The organism is Shewanella sp. S1-58-MNA-CIBAN-0166 (assembly GCF_040310085.1).
Classification (GTDB): domain Bacteria; phylum Pseudomonadota; class Gammaproteobacteria; order Enterobacterales; family Shewanellaceae; genus Shewanella.
Window position 1 is genome coordinate 97,364 of sequence record NZ_JBEOPN010000005.1, and the last position, 18,336, is coordinate 115,699.

An 18,336-nucleotide genomic window follows, 5' to 3' on the forward strand; every position below is an offset into this window, starting at 1 on the left:
AAAACATCACTAATCCATGTCGAGAGTAATGCCTTCCATTGATCCTGAAGAAGCCGCTTCATTATTTCGCAATTTAATCATTAAACGTAAATCGTTTGGCGAGTCGGCATGATGTAATGCATCGGCGTAACTAATCTCACCCTCTACATATAAATCTAGCAATGCCTGGTCAAAAGTCTGCATGCCTTGTTCGCGTGACTTACCCATGGTTTCTTTCAGTAAATGCAACTCATTTTTAGCAATCAAACTGGCCACTCGAGGGGTATTAATTAACACCTCAATGGCGGCGCGGCGCCCGGTGCCGTCTGATTTAGGAATAAGCTGTTGCGCTACGATGCCACGTAAATTTAACGACAAATCAAACAACAGTTGATTGTGCTTACTTTCCGGTACTAAATGCATAATGCGATCGAGTGCTTGGTTAGCGTTGTTTGCATGCAAGGTTGCCATGCATAAATGACCCGTTTCAGCAAATGACAACGCAAACTCCATGGTTTCTTGAGTACGGATTTCACCAATCAGAATGACATCTGGCGCTTGACGCAAAGAGCTTTTAAGCGCGGCATCAAATGAGTCGGTATCAATACCCACTTCACGCTGAGTAATAATACTTTTACGATGGTTATGCACAAACTCAACTGGGTCTTCAATGGTCAGAATATGTCCGCGAGCATGAGCATTTCGATATCCCACTAGCGCAGCCAACGAAGTCGACTTACCAGTACCGGTACCACCCACCATAATGATAAGACCACGCTTACTCATGACCAAGTCTTTCAAAATAGGAGGGAGTTTTAGGTCATCAACTTCAGGTATTTGGGTTTCGATACGGCGCATAACACAACCGGCTGATTCGCGTTGCCAAAAGGCACTGACACGAAAACGACCTAAATCTTTGGCTGCAAATGCAAAGTTACACTCACTAGTGTCGTGAAATTCTTTCTTTTGAACGTCACTCATCAACGACTCAACAAACACTAATGATTGCTCTGGTGTTAATCGATTATCGGATAGTTGACGTAGCTCACCGTCGATTTTGGCACTGGGTGGAAAACCAGCAGTGATAAATAAATCAGACGCCTTTTTTTCCACCATCATATTTAAAAACGGACGAACATCCATGATCCCAGTTCCTTAGAAATTAGCTTGTTTATTCGAACTCTTCTGCATCGCATCTTCACGGGTAATTAACCCACGATTAACTAAGTTTTGCAGACATTGATCAAGGGTTTGCATACCGTGAGACATACCCGTTTGAATAGCTGAATACATTTGTGCGACTTTATCTTCACGAATAAGATTTCGAATCGCTGGGGTGCCCATCATGATTTCATGAGCCGCCACTCGCCCACCACCAATTTTCTTGATCAATGTTTGTGAAATAACCGCCTGAAGTGACTCTGACAACATGGTACGAACCATGCTCTTTTCACCTTCAGGGAATACATCGACTATACGGTCAATAGTTTTGGCAGCTGAAGTGGTATGCAAAGTACCAAATACTAAGTGACCCGTTTCAGCGGCGGTCATAGCTAAGCGAATGGTTTCGAGGTCGCGCATTTCTCCCACAAGAATAACATCCGGATCTTCACGTAATGCACTTCTTAGGGCTGCATTAAAGCTATGTGTGTGTTTGTGTACTTCACGCTGGTTGATTAGGCATTGCTTGTTTTGGTGTACGAATTCTATCGGGTCTTCAATGGTTAAAATATGGTCATGTCGGTTTTCATTTACATAATCGACCATCGCAGCCAATGTGGTTGATTTACCCGAACCAGTAGGCCCGGTTACTAATACTAAGCCACGTGGGAAACTGGCGATTTTCTTAAAAATTTCTGGCGCGCCCAATTGCTCAAGCGACAAAATGTCAGACGGAATGGTACGGAATACCGCGCCAGCGCCACGCGACTGATTAAATGCGTTCACACGAAAACGCGCTAGATTAGGCACTTCGAATGAAAAATCGATTTCTAGATGTTCTTCATAGTCTTTACGTTGTTTATCATTCATGATGTCATAGACAAGACTATGAACGCCTTGATGATCTAACGCAGGTAAATTAATTTTTCTTACCTCACCGTCAACGCGGATCATAGGAGAAACGCCTGCTGAAAGATGTAGATCTGATGCTTTGTGTTTTACACTAAAGGCGAGTAATTCAGTGATTTCCATTGTAGAGACATCCATTTAACCAACATTATGACAACAATAGCAGACAGAATATCAATCGCCCAGAGTAGAATTAGTCAAGCGGCGCAAAAGTGTTCACGTTCATCGGCCGAAATAAGCCTATTAGCAGTGAGTAAAACCAAACCGATCAGCGACATCATTGCCGCTTATCAAGCGGGGCAACGTCTATTTGGTGAAAACTATGTCCAAGAAGGCGAAACTAAAATTACTGCCTTGCAGGCTGATTACCCTGATATCGAGTGGCATTTTATTGGCCCGTTGCAATCGAATAAAAGCAAAATTGTTGCCGAAAATTTTGATTGGATGCATACCTTAAGTCGCGCCAAAATTGCTCAACGTTTGCATGAGCAACGTCCAAATAACAAGCCGCCATTAAACGTGTGCATTCAAGTCAATATAAGCCAGGAACAATCAAAGTCGGGCGTTAATCCTGAGGATGTCGCCACGTTAGCACTTACTATCGCCTCCTTAAGCAATCTTAAGCTGCGCGGATTAATGGCTATCCCAACCGCGACTGATGACGTACAACTTCAACAACAAGAATTTAGCCAATTAAAACAACTTTTTGACCAACTTAAGCAGCAATATCCTAGCGTCGACACCTTATCAATGGGTATGAGCGGCGACATGGACATCGCCATCGCCAACGGATCAACCATGGTACGCATTGGCAGTGCGATCTTTGGTGAAAGATAATCAAAAGAACGATGATGATCGGTGACAAGCGGTAGCAAGCGGTAGCAAGCGATAGCAAGCGGTAGCAAGCGATAGCAAGCGGTAGCAAGCGATAGCAAGCGGTAGCAAGCGATAGCAAGCGGTGACAAGCAAAAAGCGCAGCGTTATCTCGTTATCGCCCTATATCGTTGGTCATCGCTTGTTATCATCTTTATCCCTCTTCACCGCTTGTTATCGCTTGTCGTCTGTTTTACCGACCGTAGCGTCCTAGGGCTGAATTAGGTAACATACACTGCAGTTGGACATAAATTCACTCTTTAATTGGATACAGACTTAATGACTCAAGCAAAAGTATGTTTTATCGGTGCGGGCAATATGACTCGTAGCATTATTAGTGGCTTAGTTAAGCATGGCTATCCTAGTGACCTTATTCATGCAACCAATCCAAGCAAGGGTAAATTGGATGCGTTGCAGCACGATTTTGCGATTCAAGTTTCCCACGATAATCATGCAGCGGCACAAACTGCCGATGTCATCGTGTTAAGCGTAAAACCTCAATTAATGGCAACGGTTTGTGAAGACTTAAGTTCACTGGATTTAACCAATAAGTTAATCATCACTATCGCTGCAGGTATTCCAGCGTCTCGTTATCAAGTCTACTTTAAACAACCTATTAAACTTATTCGCACCATGCCTAATACTCCGACTCAAATTGGCTATGGTATGACAGGTATTTATGCCGATGACAGTATTTCTGCCGAGCACAAAGGGATTTGTGAAACTTTAATGCAAAGCGGCGGTAAAGTGGTTTGGGTTGATAAAGAAGCGGAATTAGATCAAGTGATAGCCCTTGCAGGCAGCTCTCCGGCTTATTTCTTCTTGTTTATCGAGTCAATGATCGCCTCTGGCGTCAACATGGGCATGGCTGAAGACAAAGCAAGACTCCTTGCCGAGCAAGCCGCTTTGGGGGCCGCGCAGATGGTGATACAAAACCAACAGTTATCGGTAACCGAACTGCGTCAAAATGTTATGTCAAAAGGCGGTACTACGGCTAGAGCTGTAGAAACATTCCAACAAGGCGGTTTAGTCGAATTGGTCGATAAAGCCATGACAAACTGCGTTGCTAGAGCCCAAGAAATGGCTAAAACATTCTAACGTTATGAGATGAACGATTATTTAACTTACGGTTAACCTCTTTGGTGTAAAATAGTTGCGTAAAACTAAGCTTATAAACACCAAATCTGAGTGATAATCCGTTATATTGTTAACTCAGTTAGTCGTACAGTTAAATATTGACGCAGTTAATTTCAGTGCTAATTCACACTCTAATCTGCGATCTAATGTAATTACAAGATTAAGCACTAAATCACATCAACGTAAGGCAACATACATGAATGCAATGAGTTTTTTAGTCAACACTCTGTTTGACTTATACCTAATGATCGTCATTCTTCGTTTTTGGCTACAGCTTGCAAGAGCGGATTTTTATAATCCATTTAGCCAATTTGTGGTTAAAGCGACACAACCGATTATCGCACCAATGCGTCGACTATTACCGTCTGTAGGACGTTTTGATACTTCATCAATGGTACTGGCACTGATTGTCGTGTTGGTCAAAATGTTAGTGCTTACTTTCATTGCAGGGGCAACTGTAGATATTGTTACCTTGTTATTATTCTCAGTGATCTCTGTCGTAAAACAAGCTGGCGTGTTACTTTTTTGGATGTTACTTATCCGCGCAGTATTGAGTTGGTTCAACCAAGGTTATAACCCAATTGTGATGGTGATGACCCAATTAACAGAACCTATTTTAGCGCCAGTACGCAAAGTGCTACCCGCTATTGGTGGCTTAGATCTATCTGTATTAGTGGTATTTATTGCGATGAATTTCATTAATATGTTGTGCGCGCAATATATCCCGTTTTGGTCAATTATTTAGATGTCGAACAAATCTAACTAATGAATCCAGTCAGCTATATTAACGATGAGCAGCAAGGTGACTTGCTGCTTTTTGTGTATGTACAACCCAAAGCCAGCCGCGATCAAATTGTCGGTTTGCACGGTAACGAATTAAAAATAGCTATCACAGCGCCACCGATTGACGGTAAAGCAAATGCTTATCTGTCTAAATACCTTGCAAAAGCCTGTAAAGTGGCTAAAAGTCAGGTTCATATCCTTAAGGGTGAACAAGGTCGTCATAAGCAAATTAAAATATGCCAACCGCAGATTATTCCGCCTGAAATAGCCGCCCTTTTGTGACTGTTTCTCCTATAATAACGTTATAGCTCATGCCCGCTAAGGACTAAATTATGTTCCAATCATTGCGTTTATGTCGCCCATTATTACAAATATTATTGTTGTCACTGATAACGATGACCAGTATCGGCTACGCTCAAGCAGAACAAAAACAACAAGTTGGTAATTTTGATATTCATTACATGGCGCTTAGTAGCACCTTTATTACCCCAGAAATAGCAAAAACCTACGGAATAGAACGGAGTAGTTACAATGGATTGGTGAACATTACCGTGCTCAATACGAATCTAGAAGGACACCCAGCTGTCCCAGTTGAAATTTCAGGAATCGCCAATAACTTAATTGATGCCCGCGTAACTCTGGATTTTAAAGAAATTCGCGAAGGGAAATCCATCTATTACATCGCAGAAGTGCCTTATCGTGATGATCAAGATGTTAATTTTACCATTGCCATTAAGCACGGCAACCAGCTAAACACCTCATTGAAATTCAAACAAAAATTCTATGTAGATTAAATCATCGATAAAAAGCCTAGAGCGCTGCGCTGCTAGGACGCTTCGCGGCGAGATCCTATAAAATCAACAGCCTAGTCGCCCAGCGACTCAATCTTAGCAGTGACGAAGTCACGTCCTAGAAGCGAAGCGCACTATCCGCGTAGCGGCCTAGGATCTTAGCACCAAAGCTGTCCTTAGCAGTGACGAAGTCACGTACTAGAAGCGCAGCGCACTATCCGCGTAGCGGCCTAGGATCTTAGCAGCGAAGCTGTCCTTAGCAGTGACGAAGTCATGCTCTAGAAGCGAAGCGCACTATCCGCGTAGCGGCCTAGGATCTTAGCAGCGAAGCTATCCTTAGCAGTGACGAAGTCACGTCCTAGAAGCGAAGCGCACTATCCGCGTAGCGGCCTAGGGGGTAGTTAGAGTATAATGACGGCAAATTTACCCTCATCTAAAAACTTATGCATACCTTAGTTAAACAACAAATTGTTCTTGCCAGTGGCAACAAAGGCAAACTTGCCGAATTTGATCAAATGCTGACAGCATTTAATATTGAAGTATTACCACAGAATCAATTTAACGTGACAGAGGTTGCAGAGACAGGCACTACATTTGTAGAGAACGCCATTATTAAAGCTCGTCATGCCGCTGAAATAACAGGTAAAGCTGCAATTGCAGATGACTCAGGTATTGAAGTTGATGCGCTACAAGGTCAACCAGGGATTTACTCTGCCCGTTATTCTGGCGCCAATGCAACTGAAACCAGCAATTACCTCAAGCTACTTGATGCATTGCAAGGTGAAACTCTTCGAAGTGCCCGTTTCCAATGTGTACTGGTTTATATGCGTCATACAAAAGATCCTACGCCTATTATTTGCCAGGCTTCATGGGAAGGGACAATCAACCATGCTCCACAAGGCGAGCAAGGTCATGGTTATGATCCCGTATTTATTCCGCAAGGTTTTGAGTGCTCGGCAGCAGAGCTAACTCGTGAACAGAAAAATGCCCATAGCCATCGAGGCAAAGCACTTGAGTTATTAGTGAGTGCCATGAAAGCTCAAGGTATCATTTTATCGAACAGTACATCGAACAATACTTCTGGCGGCCACCAATAAATGATATTGCAATTACCCCCCCTTAGCTTGTATATCCATATTCCTTGGTGCGTGCAAAAATGCCCTTATTGCGATTTTAACTCTCATGGCCAAAACGGTGAGTTACCACAGCAACAATATGTCGACGCATTATTAGAAGATTTAAAACAAGACTTGGCGTATGTTCAAGGTCGAAAGGTGCATACCATTTTTATCGGCGGTGGCACGCCATCGTTATTTGATGCTAGTCAAATTCAACGCATACTTGAAGGCGCGCAAGCGTTAATCCCTTTTGAAGATAATATTGAAATCACCATGGAAGCCAATCCTGGCACATTAGAGCACGACGACTTTAGTGCTTACCGCGCAGCGGGTGTCACGCGCTTATCTATTGGGGTGCAAAGTTTTTCAAAAGAAAAACTTAATCTGTTGGGACGCATCCATAATGAGGATGAAGCCAAAGTGGCGGCAGAAAAAGCCAAGCAAGCAGATTATTTAAGTTTTAATCTCGACTTAATGCACGGTTTACCAAACCAAAGCTTTGACGAGGCCATGCATGATATCGACACAGCAACGGCTTTAGCTCCACCGCATCTTTCTTGGTATCAACTCACCATTGAACCCAACACCTTGTTTCATTCAAAACCGCCACAATTACCAGACGATGAAAACCTGTGGCAAATATACGAGCAAGGTCAGCAGCGCTTAGCGGCATTAGGTTATGAGCAATACGAAATATCAGCCTATGCAAAACCTGGATTCCAATGTCGCCATAATCTTAATTATTGGCAATTTGGCGATTACCTTGGCATCGGTTGCGGCGCCCACGGTAAAATCACCCTGCCCGGCTCAAATCGGATTGTACGTACGGTAAAAATAAAGCACCCTAAAGGCTACCTCGCTGCGGATAAATATACCTTTGAAACCACAGATGTCGTTGAAGAAGACCGCCCATTAGAATACTTAATGAACCGTCTAAGGTTGATGACTCCAATCCCTAAAACCGAATTTGAGCAGCGTACAGGCCAATCAGCTGAGGTAGTAAAACAAGGAATGCAAAAATCAATTGAACGGGGATTATTGACAGAAACCACAACGCATTGGCAATTGACGTCCAAAGGCCACATGTTTGTAAATGATTTGCTGTCTCAGTTTATTTAATTTACCAGTCGATTGAATAAAATAATATGACTCGCGGTTTTCTTTTTAAACCGTTAACTGTGAGTCAATAATCAAAAATCTGCTTCTAGCGCCACAATTTACTTACCTTAAATACACACTTTCTAACATTTCTATTCACACATTTAGGCAAAGCTTGATTAGGATATGCGCTTATAACTTAGGTACTTTGGGAAGATATCAATGTCTATTAAAACTAAAACAACTCTCGTTGCTGTCGCGTTATCAAGCTTATTAAGCGCATCAGCCATTGCGAACTTGCACAACATGCCGCAATTGAGCCAACAAGAAAGTACAGCGACATCAAGCCAACAAACTGAATCAGAAAAAGCCAACGTATTGTTTGAAGCCATTTTTATGGAAAATGTAATGGCAAATCCGGTTAACCAAACTTACCTGGGCATCAAACAAGATTACGGCAAGTGGAATGACTTGTCTGATGCTGCTGCAGATGCTGATTTAGCCCGCAGTAAACAGCAACTAATAAGATTAACTCGCCTTGATGCCAATAAACTAAATGAACAAGCTGCGCTCAGTTATGAACTGTTGAAGGCCAGCTTAGAGCACAGTATTAGCGACGATAAATGGCGTTATCACACCTATCCGATTAACCAAATGTATGGCGTCCATTCTGTGGTGGCTTCATTATTGATTAACCAACATCAAATAACCGATGAAAGTGATGCTAAAGCTTATATTAGCCGTTTGAACGGCATACCAACACTACTGGCACAATTAGAGACCTCATTAGAAATTCGCGCTAAAAAGCATATTATCGCGCCAAAATTTGTTTTCCCATATGTAATTTCCGATAGTAAAAACATTATCACTGGCGCCCCATTTACAGAGACGGGAAAAGACAGCGCGTTATGGGCTGACGCGAACCGTAAGATAAATAAACTCGATATAACCGATGGCAATAAACAAGCCTTATTAGTCGAAGTAAAACAAGCTCTACTGACTAAGGTAAAACCTGCATATGAGCAGTTAATCACCTATACCAAGTCACTTGAAGCTCGAGCCGATACTCAAGATGGAGCCTGGAAACTGCCTGACGGAGAAGCGTTTTACAATAACGCCCTCGCCCGCACCACTACAACCGATATGACCGCAGACACTATCCATGATCTTGGCTTATCTGAAGTTAAGCGTATTCATGATGAAATGCGGGTCATTATGAAAAAGGTACACTTTGCCGGCAGCTTACAAGAGTTTTTTGTGTTCATGCGCGATGATAAGCAATTTTATTACCCAGAAACTGATGAAGGCAAAACGGCATATCTCGCCCAAGCAAAATCGCTGATCGATACTATGGAGTCTCGTTTAGACGAAGTGTTCACGATTAAGCCTAAAGCCGAATTAGTGGTACGAAAGGTAGAAGCGTTTAGAGAAAAATCAGCAGGTAAAGCATTTTACGATCAACCTGCACCAGATGGCTCTCGCCCTGGAAGCTATTACGCTAATTTATACAAAATGGAAGCGATGCCAAAGTATCAGATGGAAGCGCTTGCTTACCATGAAGGGATCCCAGGACATCACATGCAAATTGCTATTGCCCAAGAACTGCAAGGCATTCCAAAATTCCGTAAATTTGGCGGTTACACTGCTTATATTGAAGGTTGGGGACTTTACTCAGAATATTTCCCGAAGGAAATGGGCTTATATGCCGACCCATACTCTGACTTTGGTCGTTTATCGATGGAGCTATGGCGCGCATGCCGTTTAGTGGTTGATACTGGGATACACGCTAAAAAGTGGACTCGTGAGCAGGCTATTGCCTATTACGTTGAGAATACTCCAAACGCTGAGTCTGATGCGATAAAAATGGTCGAACGCCATATTGTTATGCCATCACAAGCTACTGCGTATAAAGTAGGTATGATTAAAATATTACAACTACGTGAGCAGGCTAAAAAGGCGCTAGGAGCCAAGTTTGATATTCGCGAATTTCATACTGTAATCCTTAAAAATGGACCATTGCCATTAGACATACTTGAAGAGCAAGTAAATAAGTGGATTAAGCAGGTTCAATCGCTGTAATTTTTAATCATTAATCCACTCGAAACATAAAACGGCAACCTGAGGTTGCCGTTTTGCTTTATCAATTTCCACAAAAAAATAACCCCAGAACAAAGTCTGGGGTAAACCAAATAAATTAGGATGATGGTTTTAAGGTTGGCATTATTTTAGTTCGAAAACCATTGCCAACACTGACTCAAAATTTGCTACCTTGCCGATTTGTACATCTCACTGAAAAGGGGTCATTTCTCAGAAAAACGTAGGGTTCAAATCATTTCGAATCAACTGAGTACTATTGTATTGATATCAGAACAGAGTTCAACTAGTTAACAAATGTAAATTGCTAAACCCTTGATTAGCAACTTACTAATAAACTAATCAATCAACACCTTAAGCACTTTAAAATCATCCACTTAATACAAAGCCGCAAGGTGAGTTGCGGCTTTGTTCTAAATTTGAAATAATGTTTCCACTTTTACTTACGAAGTTTATACAAATGATCGAACTTAGCATCCCAATAAGGTGGGCTGCTGATGTGCGTTTTAATAAAATCAATGAACGCACTGACTTTTGGAGCTAGATGTTTACGACGAGGATACACAGCTTGTAATGGAAGATTGTGAGTCAACTGCCAATCAGGTAACAAAGGAATCAATGTTCCTTGAGCGATTTCATCTTCCATTAAGTAACTGGCTAAATAGACAATGCCTAAACCACTTACTGCGGCCGATTTCAATGCTGGCGCATTATCGACACGAAAATTGCCTGATACACCTATTTCGCAATAATCTTCACCCTTTTTAAATTGCCACATGCTGTGCTCATGCCACTCGCCTTGATACACCAAACAATTGTGTTCAACCAATTGTTCTGGGCGGCTAATGTTACCATGTTGAGCAATATAACCCGGTGATGCGACTAACAAGAACTGACATTTCATTAACGGTCTTGCCACCATACCCAGCGGCAATTGCTCAGACATGGTTAACAATAGGTCTAAGCCTTCACTAACAACATCGACTTTATGATCAAGTAAGCTCACTTGCAGTTCAAGCTCTGGATGCCTTGCCATAAATGCTGGTAAAGCTGGAATAATGTGCATGGTGCCAAATGATTGTGATATCCCAACTTTTAATACACCACGAGTTGCATCATTTAAGTTGTGAACACTTGAAACGGCCTGCTCTGCATCACGAAGAAGTTCTTCGCCTTGTAGATACAATAAATTGCCGGCTTCAGTAAGGCTTAAACTGCGGGTTGTACGCTGAATAAGTTGCACACCAAGTTTATGTTCAAGATCTGCAACTTGAGTACTTACTTTAGATTTAGAAATGCCAAGACGTCTGGCTGCAGCACTAAAACTTCCTGCACGTGCAACATGAGTAAAAATTGCGATAGGTTCTAACAGTTCTAACATGAAAGTCGCCTTAAGCTGGTTACGACATTAATAAAAATTTCAGATATCTGTTAGCCATTGCTGGTAACTAAACCTTGCTTAGCATCAATATCGACACTCAGATATTATGATTGTTGCTGCCAAATGAGCATCAAAACAAACTAATATCTTTAATCAACACTAACAAATGAAGATTCTGAAATATAACCACATCTAAAGTAGAGTGTAATTTTGTAATAATTCTCAAGAGTATAACAAAAAAAGCCTCTATGGCTCTATATTTATAATTGACAATTTTTTTATCAGAACAAAGCAACACGAGCTATAGCGGTAAAACAGCTAGAATTGGCCCCAAAAAAAAGCCCCTGTGTCTTCAAAAAGAGCACAGGGGAAGGTCAGGTGTCCGGGAAGACAGGTTGAACAAAATAAATTTACTCTTTTAGCTCGCCTAGCTTGGCCAATGTATAAGGTGCAAGTTCTGGTATGGATTTACGCACTTGGCTTTCTAACACTAATAATCCTTCAAAATTATCACAAATTTTATCGGCTCGTTGTTCAAGGCCTTGTGATTGCGACTCAAGTTGTTGCTCGATGTCTTTACCGACATTGTCCATTTTTTGTGAAAAGGTATTCATTTTTTCTTCAAATGAACCGCCTTCAGAAGACATGATCTGGCTACCTAATGTCATCATTAATGATCCCATTGAGTTGGTGACCATTTGTTCTATCTCTTGTTCAAACTCTTCATTAAATGCATGTTCAATTGAAGACTCTGTTGAACCTAAATAAAATTTATCGCCTTGCTGATACGCCATGGTGTCAATGCGTGTTTGAATCCCTGTCATTAGCTTATCAATTTGGCTACCAGTGGCGTCGCCAAATATTGGGGTTAATGCCATATTGACTGCTTGAGATGCCATTACGACAACATCACCAACCAAATCAATTACCTCAGGTACTTGACGAGATAGCTCATCAGAATATTGAGTGAGTAACGTTTGTTGTTTAGCGGTTAAGGTGACTTTTTTACCGTCTACATATAGTTGATCGAGTTCAACGCGATATTTCTCGGATCCATTATCACTAATCTGCAATTTTTTTGGTTCAACAGTAACGTCATAGTTTAATGTCACATTGCACTTTTCATCATTAATGGACATTTTTGCCATGGCGGGAGTTAGCGCCCCTACTGTGAATAACATGCTGGTTAACGCTACACTACAAATCAACTTCTGTTTGGTCATGATAAAAATCCTTTTGCTATACATATATCAATAATTAGCTCGTATATGAGCTTTATAAAGCACAAGCTATGCCAACAACTATAACTACATGACTTTTAATAGGTTAATGATAAAATAAGGCAATATATAAGCTAATGAATAAACAATAGCGGAAGTGTATTCGTAAAATAAACCAATAAATAGTCTATTTTACCAATCTCAATAATAATTAATCTATCTAGGGCCTGCTGAGCTTCAGGATGAATTTTACTGCAGTTTGTATTTTGCTAGACAAGTAAGCGTATGCGACGTGTGGTTGTTCTAGATAAGTAAGCAATAACCTAGGCGAAAAGAAGCCACTAAAACTGCCCAAGTGGGCAGTAAAATGACTTTTAAAAGTTTTGAGTCAATATTATAGATTCAGATTTGATATACAAAGAGTGAGTACGTTAAGGTCGAACAACGTTAACCGCGAAAGATTAGCCCTTGTATAAACTAAAAAATTGAACGGCCTAACTGTTGGCTTAAATGTTCTAACATGGCTGTGCCCGCAAGCGAGTTACCATTATTGTCTAGCTCAGGTGACCACACACAAATAGACATATCACCAGGAATAACCGCAATAATGCCGCCCCCCACGCCACTTTTACCGGGCATACCTACTCGATAAGCAAACTCTCCTGCGCCATCGTATAATCCAGATGTCGCCAGTAATGCATTGAGTTGCCGAGTTTGCACCGGCGAAACTAAGCTGTCACCATCGAGTGTCTTACCGCGATTGGCCAAATAGAACATCGCGCGGGACAAATCAGCGCAATTCATTCTTAATGCACAATAATGAAAATAGCTTTTAAGTACGGTATTGACGTCGCCTTCAAAATTACCAAATGACTTCATTAAATAGGCAATAGATGCATTACGTGCACTAAACTGGAACTCAGAATCCGCCACAACTTTATCGTAGGCTAACGTCGGGTTCTGGCTCAATTGACGCACAACCTCAAGCATACGATGCTTAGGCGCCCCTAAACGGGCTTGCAACAAGTCAGCAATAACTAGCGCACCGGCATTAATAAAAGGGTTGCGAGGTTTACCGCGTTCTAATTCGACCTGTACCAGCGAGTTAAATGAATGCCCTGAGGGTTCTTTACCCACACGACTCCAAATTTCATCTTCAGTATATAAATTAAGTGCCTGAGTAAGGCTAAAGACTTTAGAAATACTTTGAATTGAAAAAGGCTCAAGGTAATCACCGGCACCAATTGTTTGGCCATCAAGGGTAGTAACGGCAATCCCTATTTTGTTAGGGTCAACGCAGGCAAGCGCAGGAATATATCCTGCAACCTTGCCTTTACCCAATAGCGATCTTACTTTATCGACGGCTTGTTGAAGTAATAATTGCTCAGGCAATTTAGCTTAACCCCACCAGATATCGTATAAATCACTCACTTCGAGGTTAGAAACTGGCTTGTCTTTCCAGAACGCATTCACTGCTGCGGTATCTTCATCAGTACATTTACCGATAGCTTGGGTAGCAATAATACCTTCCCATTGCTTGTGTCCACCACCGTGGAAACCTAATTGACGAGGTTCAATGACTTCAACAAGAAACTGATCAACTAAGTTATCAATATCTTCTTCAGATACCGACTCATCAAAAGTCCAGTTGATTTCAAAGCCTAATTCTTGAAACTCATCAACTCGTAATTTTTTACGTAAACGACGACTACGATTTTGCGCCATGGTGTATTCTCCGATTGCTGAAAGTGTAGTTGTGATTAAGCAGTACGCTCAAACATGATATCCCATACGCCGTGACCGAGTCTGTGGCCTCTTGCTTCAAACTTGGTAAGCGGACGATGCTCTGGACGTTCGACAACTGTACCAGTTGTTGATTGATTTTTATAACCTTCTGCTGCATTCATTATTTCTAACATATGCTCGCTGTAATTTTCCCAATCGGTTGCCATATGAAATACACCACCGATTTTAAGCTTACGGCGGATAAGTTGTACAAATTCAGCTTGTACAATCCGGCGCTTATGATGACGTTTTTTATGCCATGGGTCAGGGAAAAACAATTGTACGCGCTCGAGTGAACCATCAACAATGCTGTGCTCTAGCACTTCCATTGCATCATGATGATATACACGTAAGTTAGTCACTTCAGCTGCACCGGCATCAGAAAGACACGTACCAATACCAGGTTTATGAACTTCTATGCCAATAAAGTTTTGCTCTGGGGCAGCTTTTGCCATTTGGACTAATGATGCCCCCATACCAAAACCGATTTCTAACACGGTATCAGCATCGCGACCAAACACTTGAGTTAACTCCAATGCGTGTGGAGTATAATCAAGTCCCATTGCTGGCCAATGTGCTTCAATTGCTTGAGATTGGCCTTTGGTTAAACGGCCTTCGCGTAAAACAAAACTTCTGATTTTACGAATATACTTACCGTCTTCGTTAAATTCAGCTGTGGTAACGTCGCTCATCTTTGCCTCATTGTCTGCGTACTTTGTTGTGCTGTGTTACTAAATGTCTAACCGTTAAGCAGCCACTCTTTATCAACACATTACGCATTTGCTATCTGTGATAGATCAATTTTAAAATCAGTTGGGCATTATACCTAAACTCATTGCACATGTTTACGCTAATTTAGTGCAAACGTGTGATTTAAAATAGCAGTGCCACTTGTGTAATAAAATGGCTATGGCTACACTGCGCCCATGAAAAATCTGACTCCATTTTCTGAGCGTATCATCGCTTGGTATGACCTACATGGTCGTAAATCACTGCCTTGGCAGATCAATAAAACGCCTTACCGTGTTTGGGTGTCGGAGATCATGCTCCAGCAAACCCAAGTCGCGACGGTTATTCCCTATTATGAAAAATTTATGGCGCGTTTCCCCAGCGTGGTAGATCTTGCTAATGCTCATCAAGATGAGGTGCTGCATTTGTGGACTGGCCTAGGTTATTACGCCAGAGCACGCAATTTACATAAAGCAGCCCAACATATTCGTGATGCTTTTAATGGCGAGTTTCCTACTCAGTTTGATGATGTGCTCGCGTTATCTGGAATCGGTAAATCAACTGCTGGCGCAGTATTATCCTTGTCGCTCGGTCAACACCACCCTATTTTAGACGGTAATGTAAAACGAGTATTGGCCCGACATGGTGCTATTGAAGGTTGGCCAGGGCAAAAAAACGTTGAACAACAATTGTGGCAATTAACCGATACGTTCACACCTGCCAAAAACGTTGAAAAGTTTAACCAGGCAATGATGGATATTGGTTCAAGTGTTTGTACTCGCAGTAAACCTAATTGTGCAGCCTGCCCTGTAGCAATTGATTGTGTGGCTCAACAGACGGGTCATCAAAGTCTATATCCCGGTAAAAAACCTAAAAAAGTGACGCCAGAAAAATCAGCTTTTATGCTGGTATTAGTCGACAACAGCGGAGATTCTGTAAAAGTTCAGCTTATCCAACGCCCACCTGCAGGTATTTGGGGGGGGTTATGGTGTTTTCCGCAATTTGAACAGCAAGCAGAATTAGAAGATTATTTAACGCTGCATAATTTGACAGAGTCAGAACAAGGGCTTGCTGGGTTTAGGCATACATTCAGTCATTTCCATCTTGATATTCAACCAGTATTAGTTGAACTATCTGTCGATCAAGCAACAGGCATCATGGAACAAACCTCGGCTCTCTGGTATAACATAGAGCAACCTGCGAAAGTCGGGTTGGCAGCCGCCACAGAACGTATTTTGGCTAATTTAGCCGTACTTTTCGCGACATATTAGTTTTTAGTGTAATTAAAGTTAGTAAGGAATCATCATGGCTCGCACAGTTCACTGTCAACACCTAAACAAATCAGCTGACGGCTTAGATTTTCAGCTTTACCCAGGCGAATTAGGTAAGCGTATTTTTGACAATATCAGTAAAGAAGCTTGGGGCTTATGGCAAAAGAAACAAACCATGCTCATTAATGAGAAAAAGCTCAATATGATGAATGTTGATGACCGCAAATTTCTTGAAGAGCAAATGACTCACTTTTTATTTGAAGGTAAAGACGTTGAAATTGAAGGCTATGTTCCACCTGCTGAAGATGAATAACCTAGTAATATAATAGATAACTATATTAAACAACAAAGCCGCTTAACTTAGCGGCTTTGTTTTTGGTTATCAATGACTAAATCCGATAGATTATTGTTTAACGCCTTCCACTACCAATGCTAATTCAACGTTAGCAGAAGCTGGACCTAAATCCATTTTGACCCCAAAATCTTTCATCGCAAAAGTGGTTGTGCCGCTAAAACCAGCACGATATCCACCCCATGGATCTTTACCTTCACCAATAGCAACGGCATCAATGGTTAACGGCTTTGTCACACCATTTAAGGTAAAGTCACCATTAATCACAAACTGGTTATTGCCTTTATCAACAATCGAGGTTGATGAAAAAGAGGCTTCAGGGAATTTACTGGTATTTAAAAAGTCTTCGCTGCGTAAATGCTTGTCACGCTCGGCATGATTAGAATCAACACTGTTAGTATTAATTTTAACATTCACTTTGCCATCTGCGACTTTGTCAGCATCGAAACTGAAGTCGCCAGAAAACTCATTAAAGCGCCCAACCACAAAGCTATAACCCAAATGGCTTACACTAAATTGAATTGATGCATGCGCACCTTGAGTGTCGATAACATAGTCGGCAGCATTAACAGCAACAGGTAACATAAACGTTGCACTGATAAGTGCTGCTATAAGGTGTTTTTTCATGGTTTTTTATTCCTTTAAGTTAATAACAAGTAGATATATAAAGAGGTATTGATATATTCATCAAACATAACGGTTAATATATTCAACGGTTAAACAATTCAACGGTTAAACAATTCGATTATTTGCTAATACGATTTGGCATCAGCATTCTTTTAAGGGTGTTATCTTTATCAATAAAATGATGCTTAATCGCACCAGCTGCATGCAACACAACCAAGCCAATTAAGCTATAGGCAAGGTATTGATGTATTAACCCCGCTATATCAGCTTGATCATCAATAAAAGCATTAGGAAATGGCACGGCAAACCAGTCAAAAATCCAAATATCTCGACCATCGGCTGTCGAAATCATAATTCCTGAACTCATAATGAGTAACATTAGCGTATAAAGAACAGTATGAGCCCACTTTGCCAAGCGTTTTTCCCAAGGCTGATGATTCGATAATGGGCTCGGAGTGTGTGATATCCCTCGCCAAACTAACCTTAATAGCGTTAACCCAAGTAAAAGCAAACCGACACTTTTATGCAGATGCGGCGCAGTTTGGTACCAACTACTGTAGTAGGTAAGATCTACCATCCAATAACCAGCACTAAATAGACCAATAACTGCGATGGCGGACAACCAATGGAAAAAAATGGTTACTAAGCCATAGCCAGCTGAAGTGTTTTTTAACATATCTTACTTTCCTCTAAAAAAGTCACAACATTTTAACGTTAATTTTAGGAAAGAAAATCAGTAAAAATAGCCGAAATCGTTCTATAAAATAGAAGTAACAGGTATTAAAATAGCGAACAACCAAATAATTAAGCAACTACTTATTAAACATGTCTCAATTGTAGTCACTAATTATCAAATAGCATCTAGGATGTATTGATCTTTCTTGGCTAAATATTTTCAAGATAAACGGCTTAGTTTTTTATATTAAAAGACAGCGCAGTGTTAGACATTAAGTCTCTAACTACGCTTATGCACTGTAACAAACATATTCTATAAAGATTAAACTGAACTCTTCGGGCAGCGTTTGTGG

19 protein-coding genes are annotated in these 18,336 nt (G+C 41.2%); 10 read left to right on the forward strand and 9 right to left on the reverse strand.

From position 1 onward, the window contains the following. Positions 1 to 9: 9 nt before the first annotated feature. On the reverse strand, positions 10 to 1,122 hold the full coding sequence (locus tag AAEY99_RS05090) for a PilT/PilU family type 4a pilus ATPase (protein ID WP_192115838.1): 1,113 nt from the start codon (positions 1,120 to 1,122) through the stop codon (positions 10 to 12). A gap of 12 nt (positions 1,123 to 1,134) precedes the next feature. Then, a complete protein-coding gene (locus AAEY99_RS05095) occupies positions 1,135 to 2,172 on the reverse strand; it encodes a type IV pilus twitching motility protein PilT (protein ID WP_059744125.1) in 1,038 nt (345 codons plus the stop codon). Between the two features lie 27 nt (positions 2,173 to 2,199). Here AAEY99_RS05095 and AAEY99_RS05100 point away from each other — a divergent pair, with 27 nt between their 5' ends. The 8 genes from AAEY99_RS05100 to AAEY99_RS05135 all read left to right on the forward strand — a co-directional run bounded on the left by AAEY99_RS05100 (position 2,200) and on the right by AAEY99_RS05135 (position 9,928). Next, on the forward strand, positions 2,200 to 2,886 hold the full coding sequence (locus AAEY99_RS05100; protein WP_351009534.1) for a YggS family pyridoxal phosphate-dependent enzyme: 687 nt from the start codon (positions 2,200 to 2,202) through the stop codon (positions 2,884 to 2,886). A 315-nt stretch (positions 2,887 to 3,201) separates the two neighbouring features. After that, positions 3,202 to 4,020 (forward strand): pyrroline-5-carboxylate reductase, encoded by an 819-nt coding sequence (gene proC, locus AAEY99_RS05105; RefSeq protein WP_351009537.1) that lies wholly within the window; start codon positions 3,202 to 3,204, stop codon positions 4,018 to 4,020. A gap of 235 nt (positions 4,021 to 4,255) precedes the next feature. Then, on the forward strand, positions 4,256 to 4,804 hold the full coding sequence (locus AAEY99_RS05110) for a YggT family protein (protein ID WP_101086407.1): 549 nt from the start codon (positions 4,256 to 4,258) through the stop codon (positions 4,802 to 4,804). Between the two features lie 20 nt (positions 4,805 to 4,824). Beyond that, a complete protein-coding gene (gene yggU / locus AAEY99_RS05115; protein WP_101086406.1) occupies positions 4,825 to 5,124 on the forward strand; it encodes a DUF167 family protein YggU in 300 nt (99 codons plus the stop codon). A 113-nt stretch (positions 5,125 to 5,237) separates the two neighbouring features. Next, complete coding sequence (locus AAEY99_RS05120; RefSeq protein WP_242445147.1) at positions 5,238 to 5,636, forward strand: DUF4426 domain-containing protein; 399 nt, start codon at positions 5,238 to 5,240, stop codon at positions 5,634 to 5,636. 440 nt (positions 5,637 to 6,076) lie between these two features. Next, complete coding sequence (gene rdgB / locus AAEY99_RS05125) at positions 6,077 to 6,730, forward strand: RdgB/HAM1 family non-canonical purine NTP pyrophosphatase (RefSeq protein ID WP_351009539.1); 654 nt, start codon at positions 6,077 to 6,079, stop codon at positions 6,728 to 6,730. Further along, positions 6,731 to 7,870, forward strand: coding sequence for a radical SAM family heme chaperone HemW (hemW, locus tag AAEY99_RS05130; protein WP_101086403.1), 1,140 nt, complete (start codon positions 6,731 to 6,733; stop codon positions 7,868 to 7,870). Between the two features lie 201 nt (positions 7,871 to 8,071). Then, on the forward strand, positions 8,072 to 9,928 hold the full coding sequence (locus AAEY99_RS05135) for a DUF885 domain-containing protein (protein WP_351009542.1): 1,857 nt from the start codon (positions 8,072 to 8,074) through the stop codon (positions 9,926 to 9,928). Positions 9,929 to 10,382: 454 nt separating this feature from the next. On the opposite strand, the gene AAEY99_RS05140 is transcribed toward AAEY99_RS05135, so the two are convergent. The 5 genes from AAEY99_RS05140 to trmB form a co-directional block, all read right to left on the reverse strand. Next, positions 10,383 to 11,324: a LysR family transcriptional regulator gene (locus AAEY99_RS05140; RefSeq protein ID WP_101086401.1), complete on the reverse strand. Its 942-nt coding sequence runs from the start codon at positions 11,322 to 11,324 to the stop codon at positions 10,383 to 10,385. A 410-nt stretch (positions 11,325 to 11,734) separates the two neighbouring features. Beyond that, the gene (locus tag AAEY99_RS05145; protein WP_351009543.1) at positions 11,735 to 12,547 is read right to left on the reverse strand and encodes a YggN family protein; all 813 of its coding nucleotides are present in this window, start codon (positions 12,545 to 12,547) and stop codon (positions 11,735 to 11,737) included. Positions 12,548 to 13,021: 474 nt separating this feature from the next. Further along, complete coding sequence (gene glsB / locus AAEY99_RS05150; protein ID WP_101086399.1) at positions 13,022 to 13,936, reverse strand: glutaminase B; 915 nt, start codon at positions 13,934 to 13,936, stop codon at positions 13,022 to 13,024. A gap of 6 nt (positions 13,937 to 13,942) precedes the next feature. Next, positions 13,943 to 14,269, reverse strand: coding sequence for a YggL family protein (locus tag AAEY99_RS05155; RefSeq protein ID WP_101086398.1), 327 nt, complete (start codon positions 14,267 to 14,269; stop codon positions 13,943 to 13,945). Between the two features lie 35 nt (positions 14,270 to 14,304). Then, entirely contained in the window at positions 14,305 to 15,021 is a 717-nt protein-coding gene (trmB, locus tag AAEY99_RS05160; protein ID WP_351009546.1) for a tRNA (guanosine(46)-N7)-methyltransferase TrmB, read from the reverse strand. Positions 15,022 to 15,255: 234 nt separating this feature from the next. Here trmB and mutY point away from each other — a divergent pair, with 234 nt between their 5' ends. Next, a complete protein-coding gene (gene mutY / locus AAEY99_RS05165) occupies positions 15,256 to 16,329 on the forward strand; it encodes an A/G-specific adenine glycosylase (RefSeq protein ID WP_350978658.1) in 1,074 nt (357 codons plus the stop codon). A 34-nt stretch (positions 16,330 to 16,363) separates the two neighbouring features. Further along, positions 16,364 to 16,642, forward strand: coding sequence for an oxidative damage protection protein (locus tag AAEY99_RS05170; protein WP_101086395.1), 279 nt, complete (start codon positions 16,364 to 16,366; stop codon positions 16,640 to 16,642). A 90-nt stretch (positions 16,643 to 16,732) separates the two neighbouring features. Here the strand turns inward: AAEY99_RS05170 and AAEY99_RS05175 are convergent, their stop codons facing one another. Next, complete coding sequence (locus AAEY99_RS05175) at positions 16,733 to 17,308, reverse strand: YceI family protein (protein ID WP_101086394.1); 576 nt, start codon at positions 17,306 to 17,308, stop codon at positions 16,733 to 16,735. A 118-nt stretch (positions 17,309 to 17,426) separates the two neighbouring features. Further along, positions 17,427 to 17,984: a cytochrome b gene (locus AAEY99_RS05180; protein ID WP_182745080.1), complete on the reverse strand. Its 558-nt coding sequence runs from the start codon at positions 17,982 to 17,984 to the stop codon at positions 17,427 to 17,429. Positions 17,985 to 18,336 lie beyond the last annotated feature (352 nt).

What these genes read in the sequence shown, in the direction of transcription:
- AAEY99_RS05090 (WP_192115838.1), bottom strand. Translation starts at nt 1,122, where the DNA reads ATGGATGTTCGTCCGTTTTTAAATATGATGGTGGAAAAAAAGGCGTCT.
- AAEY99_RS05095 (WP_059744125.1), bottom strand. Translation starts at nt 2,172, where the DNA reads ATGGAAATCACTGAATTACTCGCCTTTAGTGTAAAACACAAAGCATCA.
- AAEY99_RS05100 (WP_351009534.1), top strand. Translation starts at nt 2,200, where the DNA reads ATGACAACAATAGCAGACAGAATATCAATCGCCCAGAGTAGAATTAGT.
- proC (WP_351009537.1), top strand. Translation starts at nt 3,202, where the DNA reads ATGACTCAAGCAAAAGTATGTTTTATCGGTGCGGGCAATATGACTCGT.
- AAEY99_RS05110 (WP_101086407.1), top strand. Translation starts at nt 4,256, where the DNA reads ATGAATGCAATGAGTTTTTTAGTCAACACTCTGTTTGACTTATACCTA.
- yggU (WP_101086406.1), top strand. Translation starts at nt 4,825, where the DNA reads ATGAATCCAGTCAGCTATATTAACGATGAGCAGCAAGGTGACTTGCTG.
- AAEY99_RS05120 (WP_242445147.1), top strand. Translation starts at nt 5,238, where the DNA reads ATGACCAGTATCGGCTACGCTCAAGCAGAACAAAAACAACAAGTTGGT.
- rdgB (WP_351009539.1), top strand. Translation starts at nt 6,077, where the DNA reads ATGCATACCTTAGTTAAACAACAAATTGTTCTTGCCAGTGGCAACAAA.
- hemW (WP_101086403.1), top strand. Translation starts at nt 6,731, where the DNA reads ATGATATTGCAATTACCCCCCCTTAGCTTGTATATCCATATTCCTTGG.
- AAEY99_RS05135 (WP_351009542.1), top strand. Translation starts at nt 8,072, where the DNA reads ATGTCTATTAAAACTAAAACAACTCTCGTTGCTGTCGCGTTATCAAGC.
- AAEY99_RS05140 (WP_101086401.1), bottom strand. Translation starts at nt 11,324, where the DNA reads ATGTTAGAACTGTTAGAACCTATCGCAATTTTTACTCATGTTGCACGT.
- AAEY99_RS05145 (WP_351009543.1), bottom strand. Translation starts at nt 12,547, where the DNA reads ATGACCAAACAGAAGTTGATTTGTAGTGTAGCGTTAACCAGCATGTTA.
- AAEY99_RS05155 (WP_101086398.1), bottom strand. Translation starts at nt 14,269, where the DNA reads ATGGCGCAAAATCGTAGTCGTCGTTTACGTAAAAAATTACGAGTTGAT.
- trmB (WP_351009546.1), bottom strand. Translation starts at nt 15,021, where the DNA reads ATGAGCGACGTTACCACAGCTGAATTTAACGAAGACGGTAAGTATATT.
- mutY (WP_350978658.1), top strand. Translation starts at nt 15,256, where the DNA reads ATGAAAAATCTGACTCCATTTTCTGAGCGTATCATCGCTTGGTATGAC.
- AAEY99_RS05170 (WP_101086395.1), top strand. Translation starts at nt 16,364, where the DNA reads ATGGCTCGCACAGTTCACTGTCAACACCTAAACAAATCAGCTGACGGC.
- AAEY99_RS05175 (WP_101086394.1), bottom strand. Translation starts at nt 17,308, where the DNA reads ATGAAAAAACACCTTATAGCAGCACTTATCAGTGCAACGTTTATGTTA.
- AAEY99_RS05180 (WP_182745080.1), bottom strand. Translation starts at nt 17,984, where the DNA reads ATGTTAAAAAACACTTCAGCTGGCTATGGCTTAGTAACCATTTTTTTC.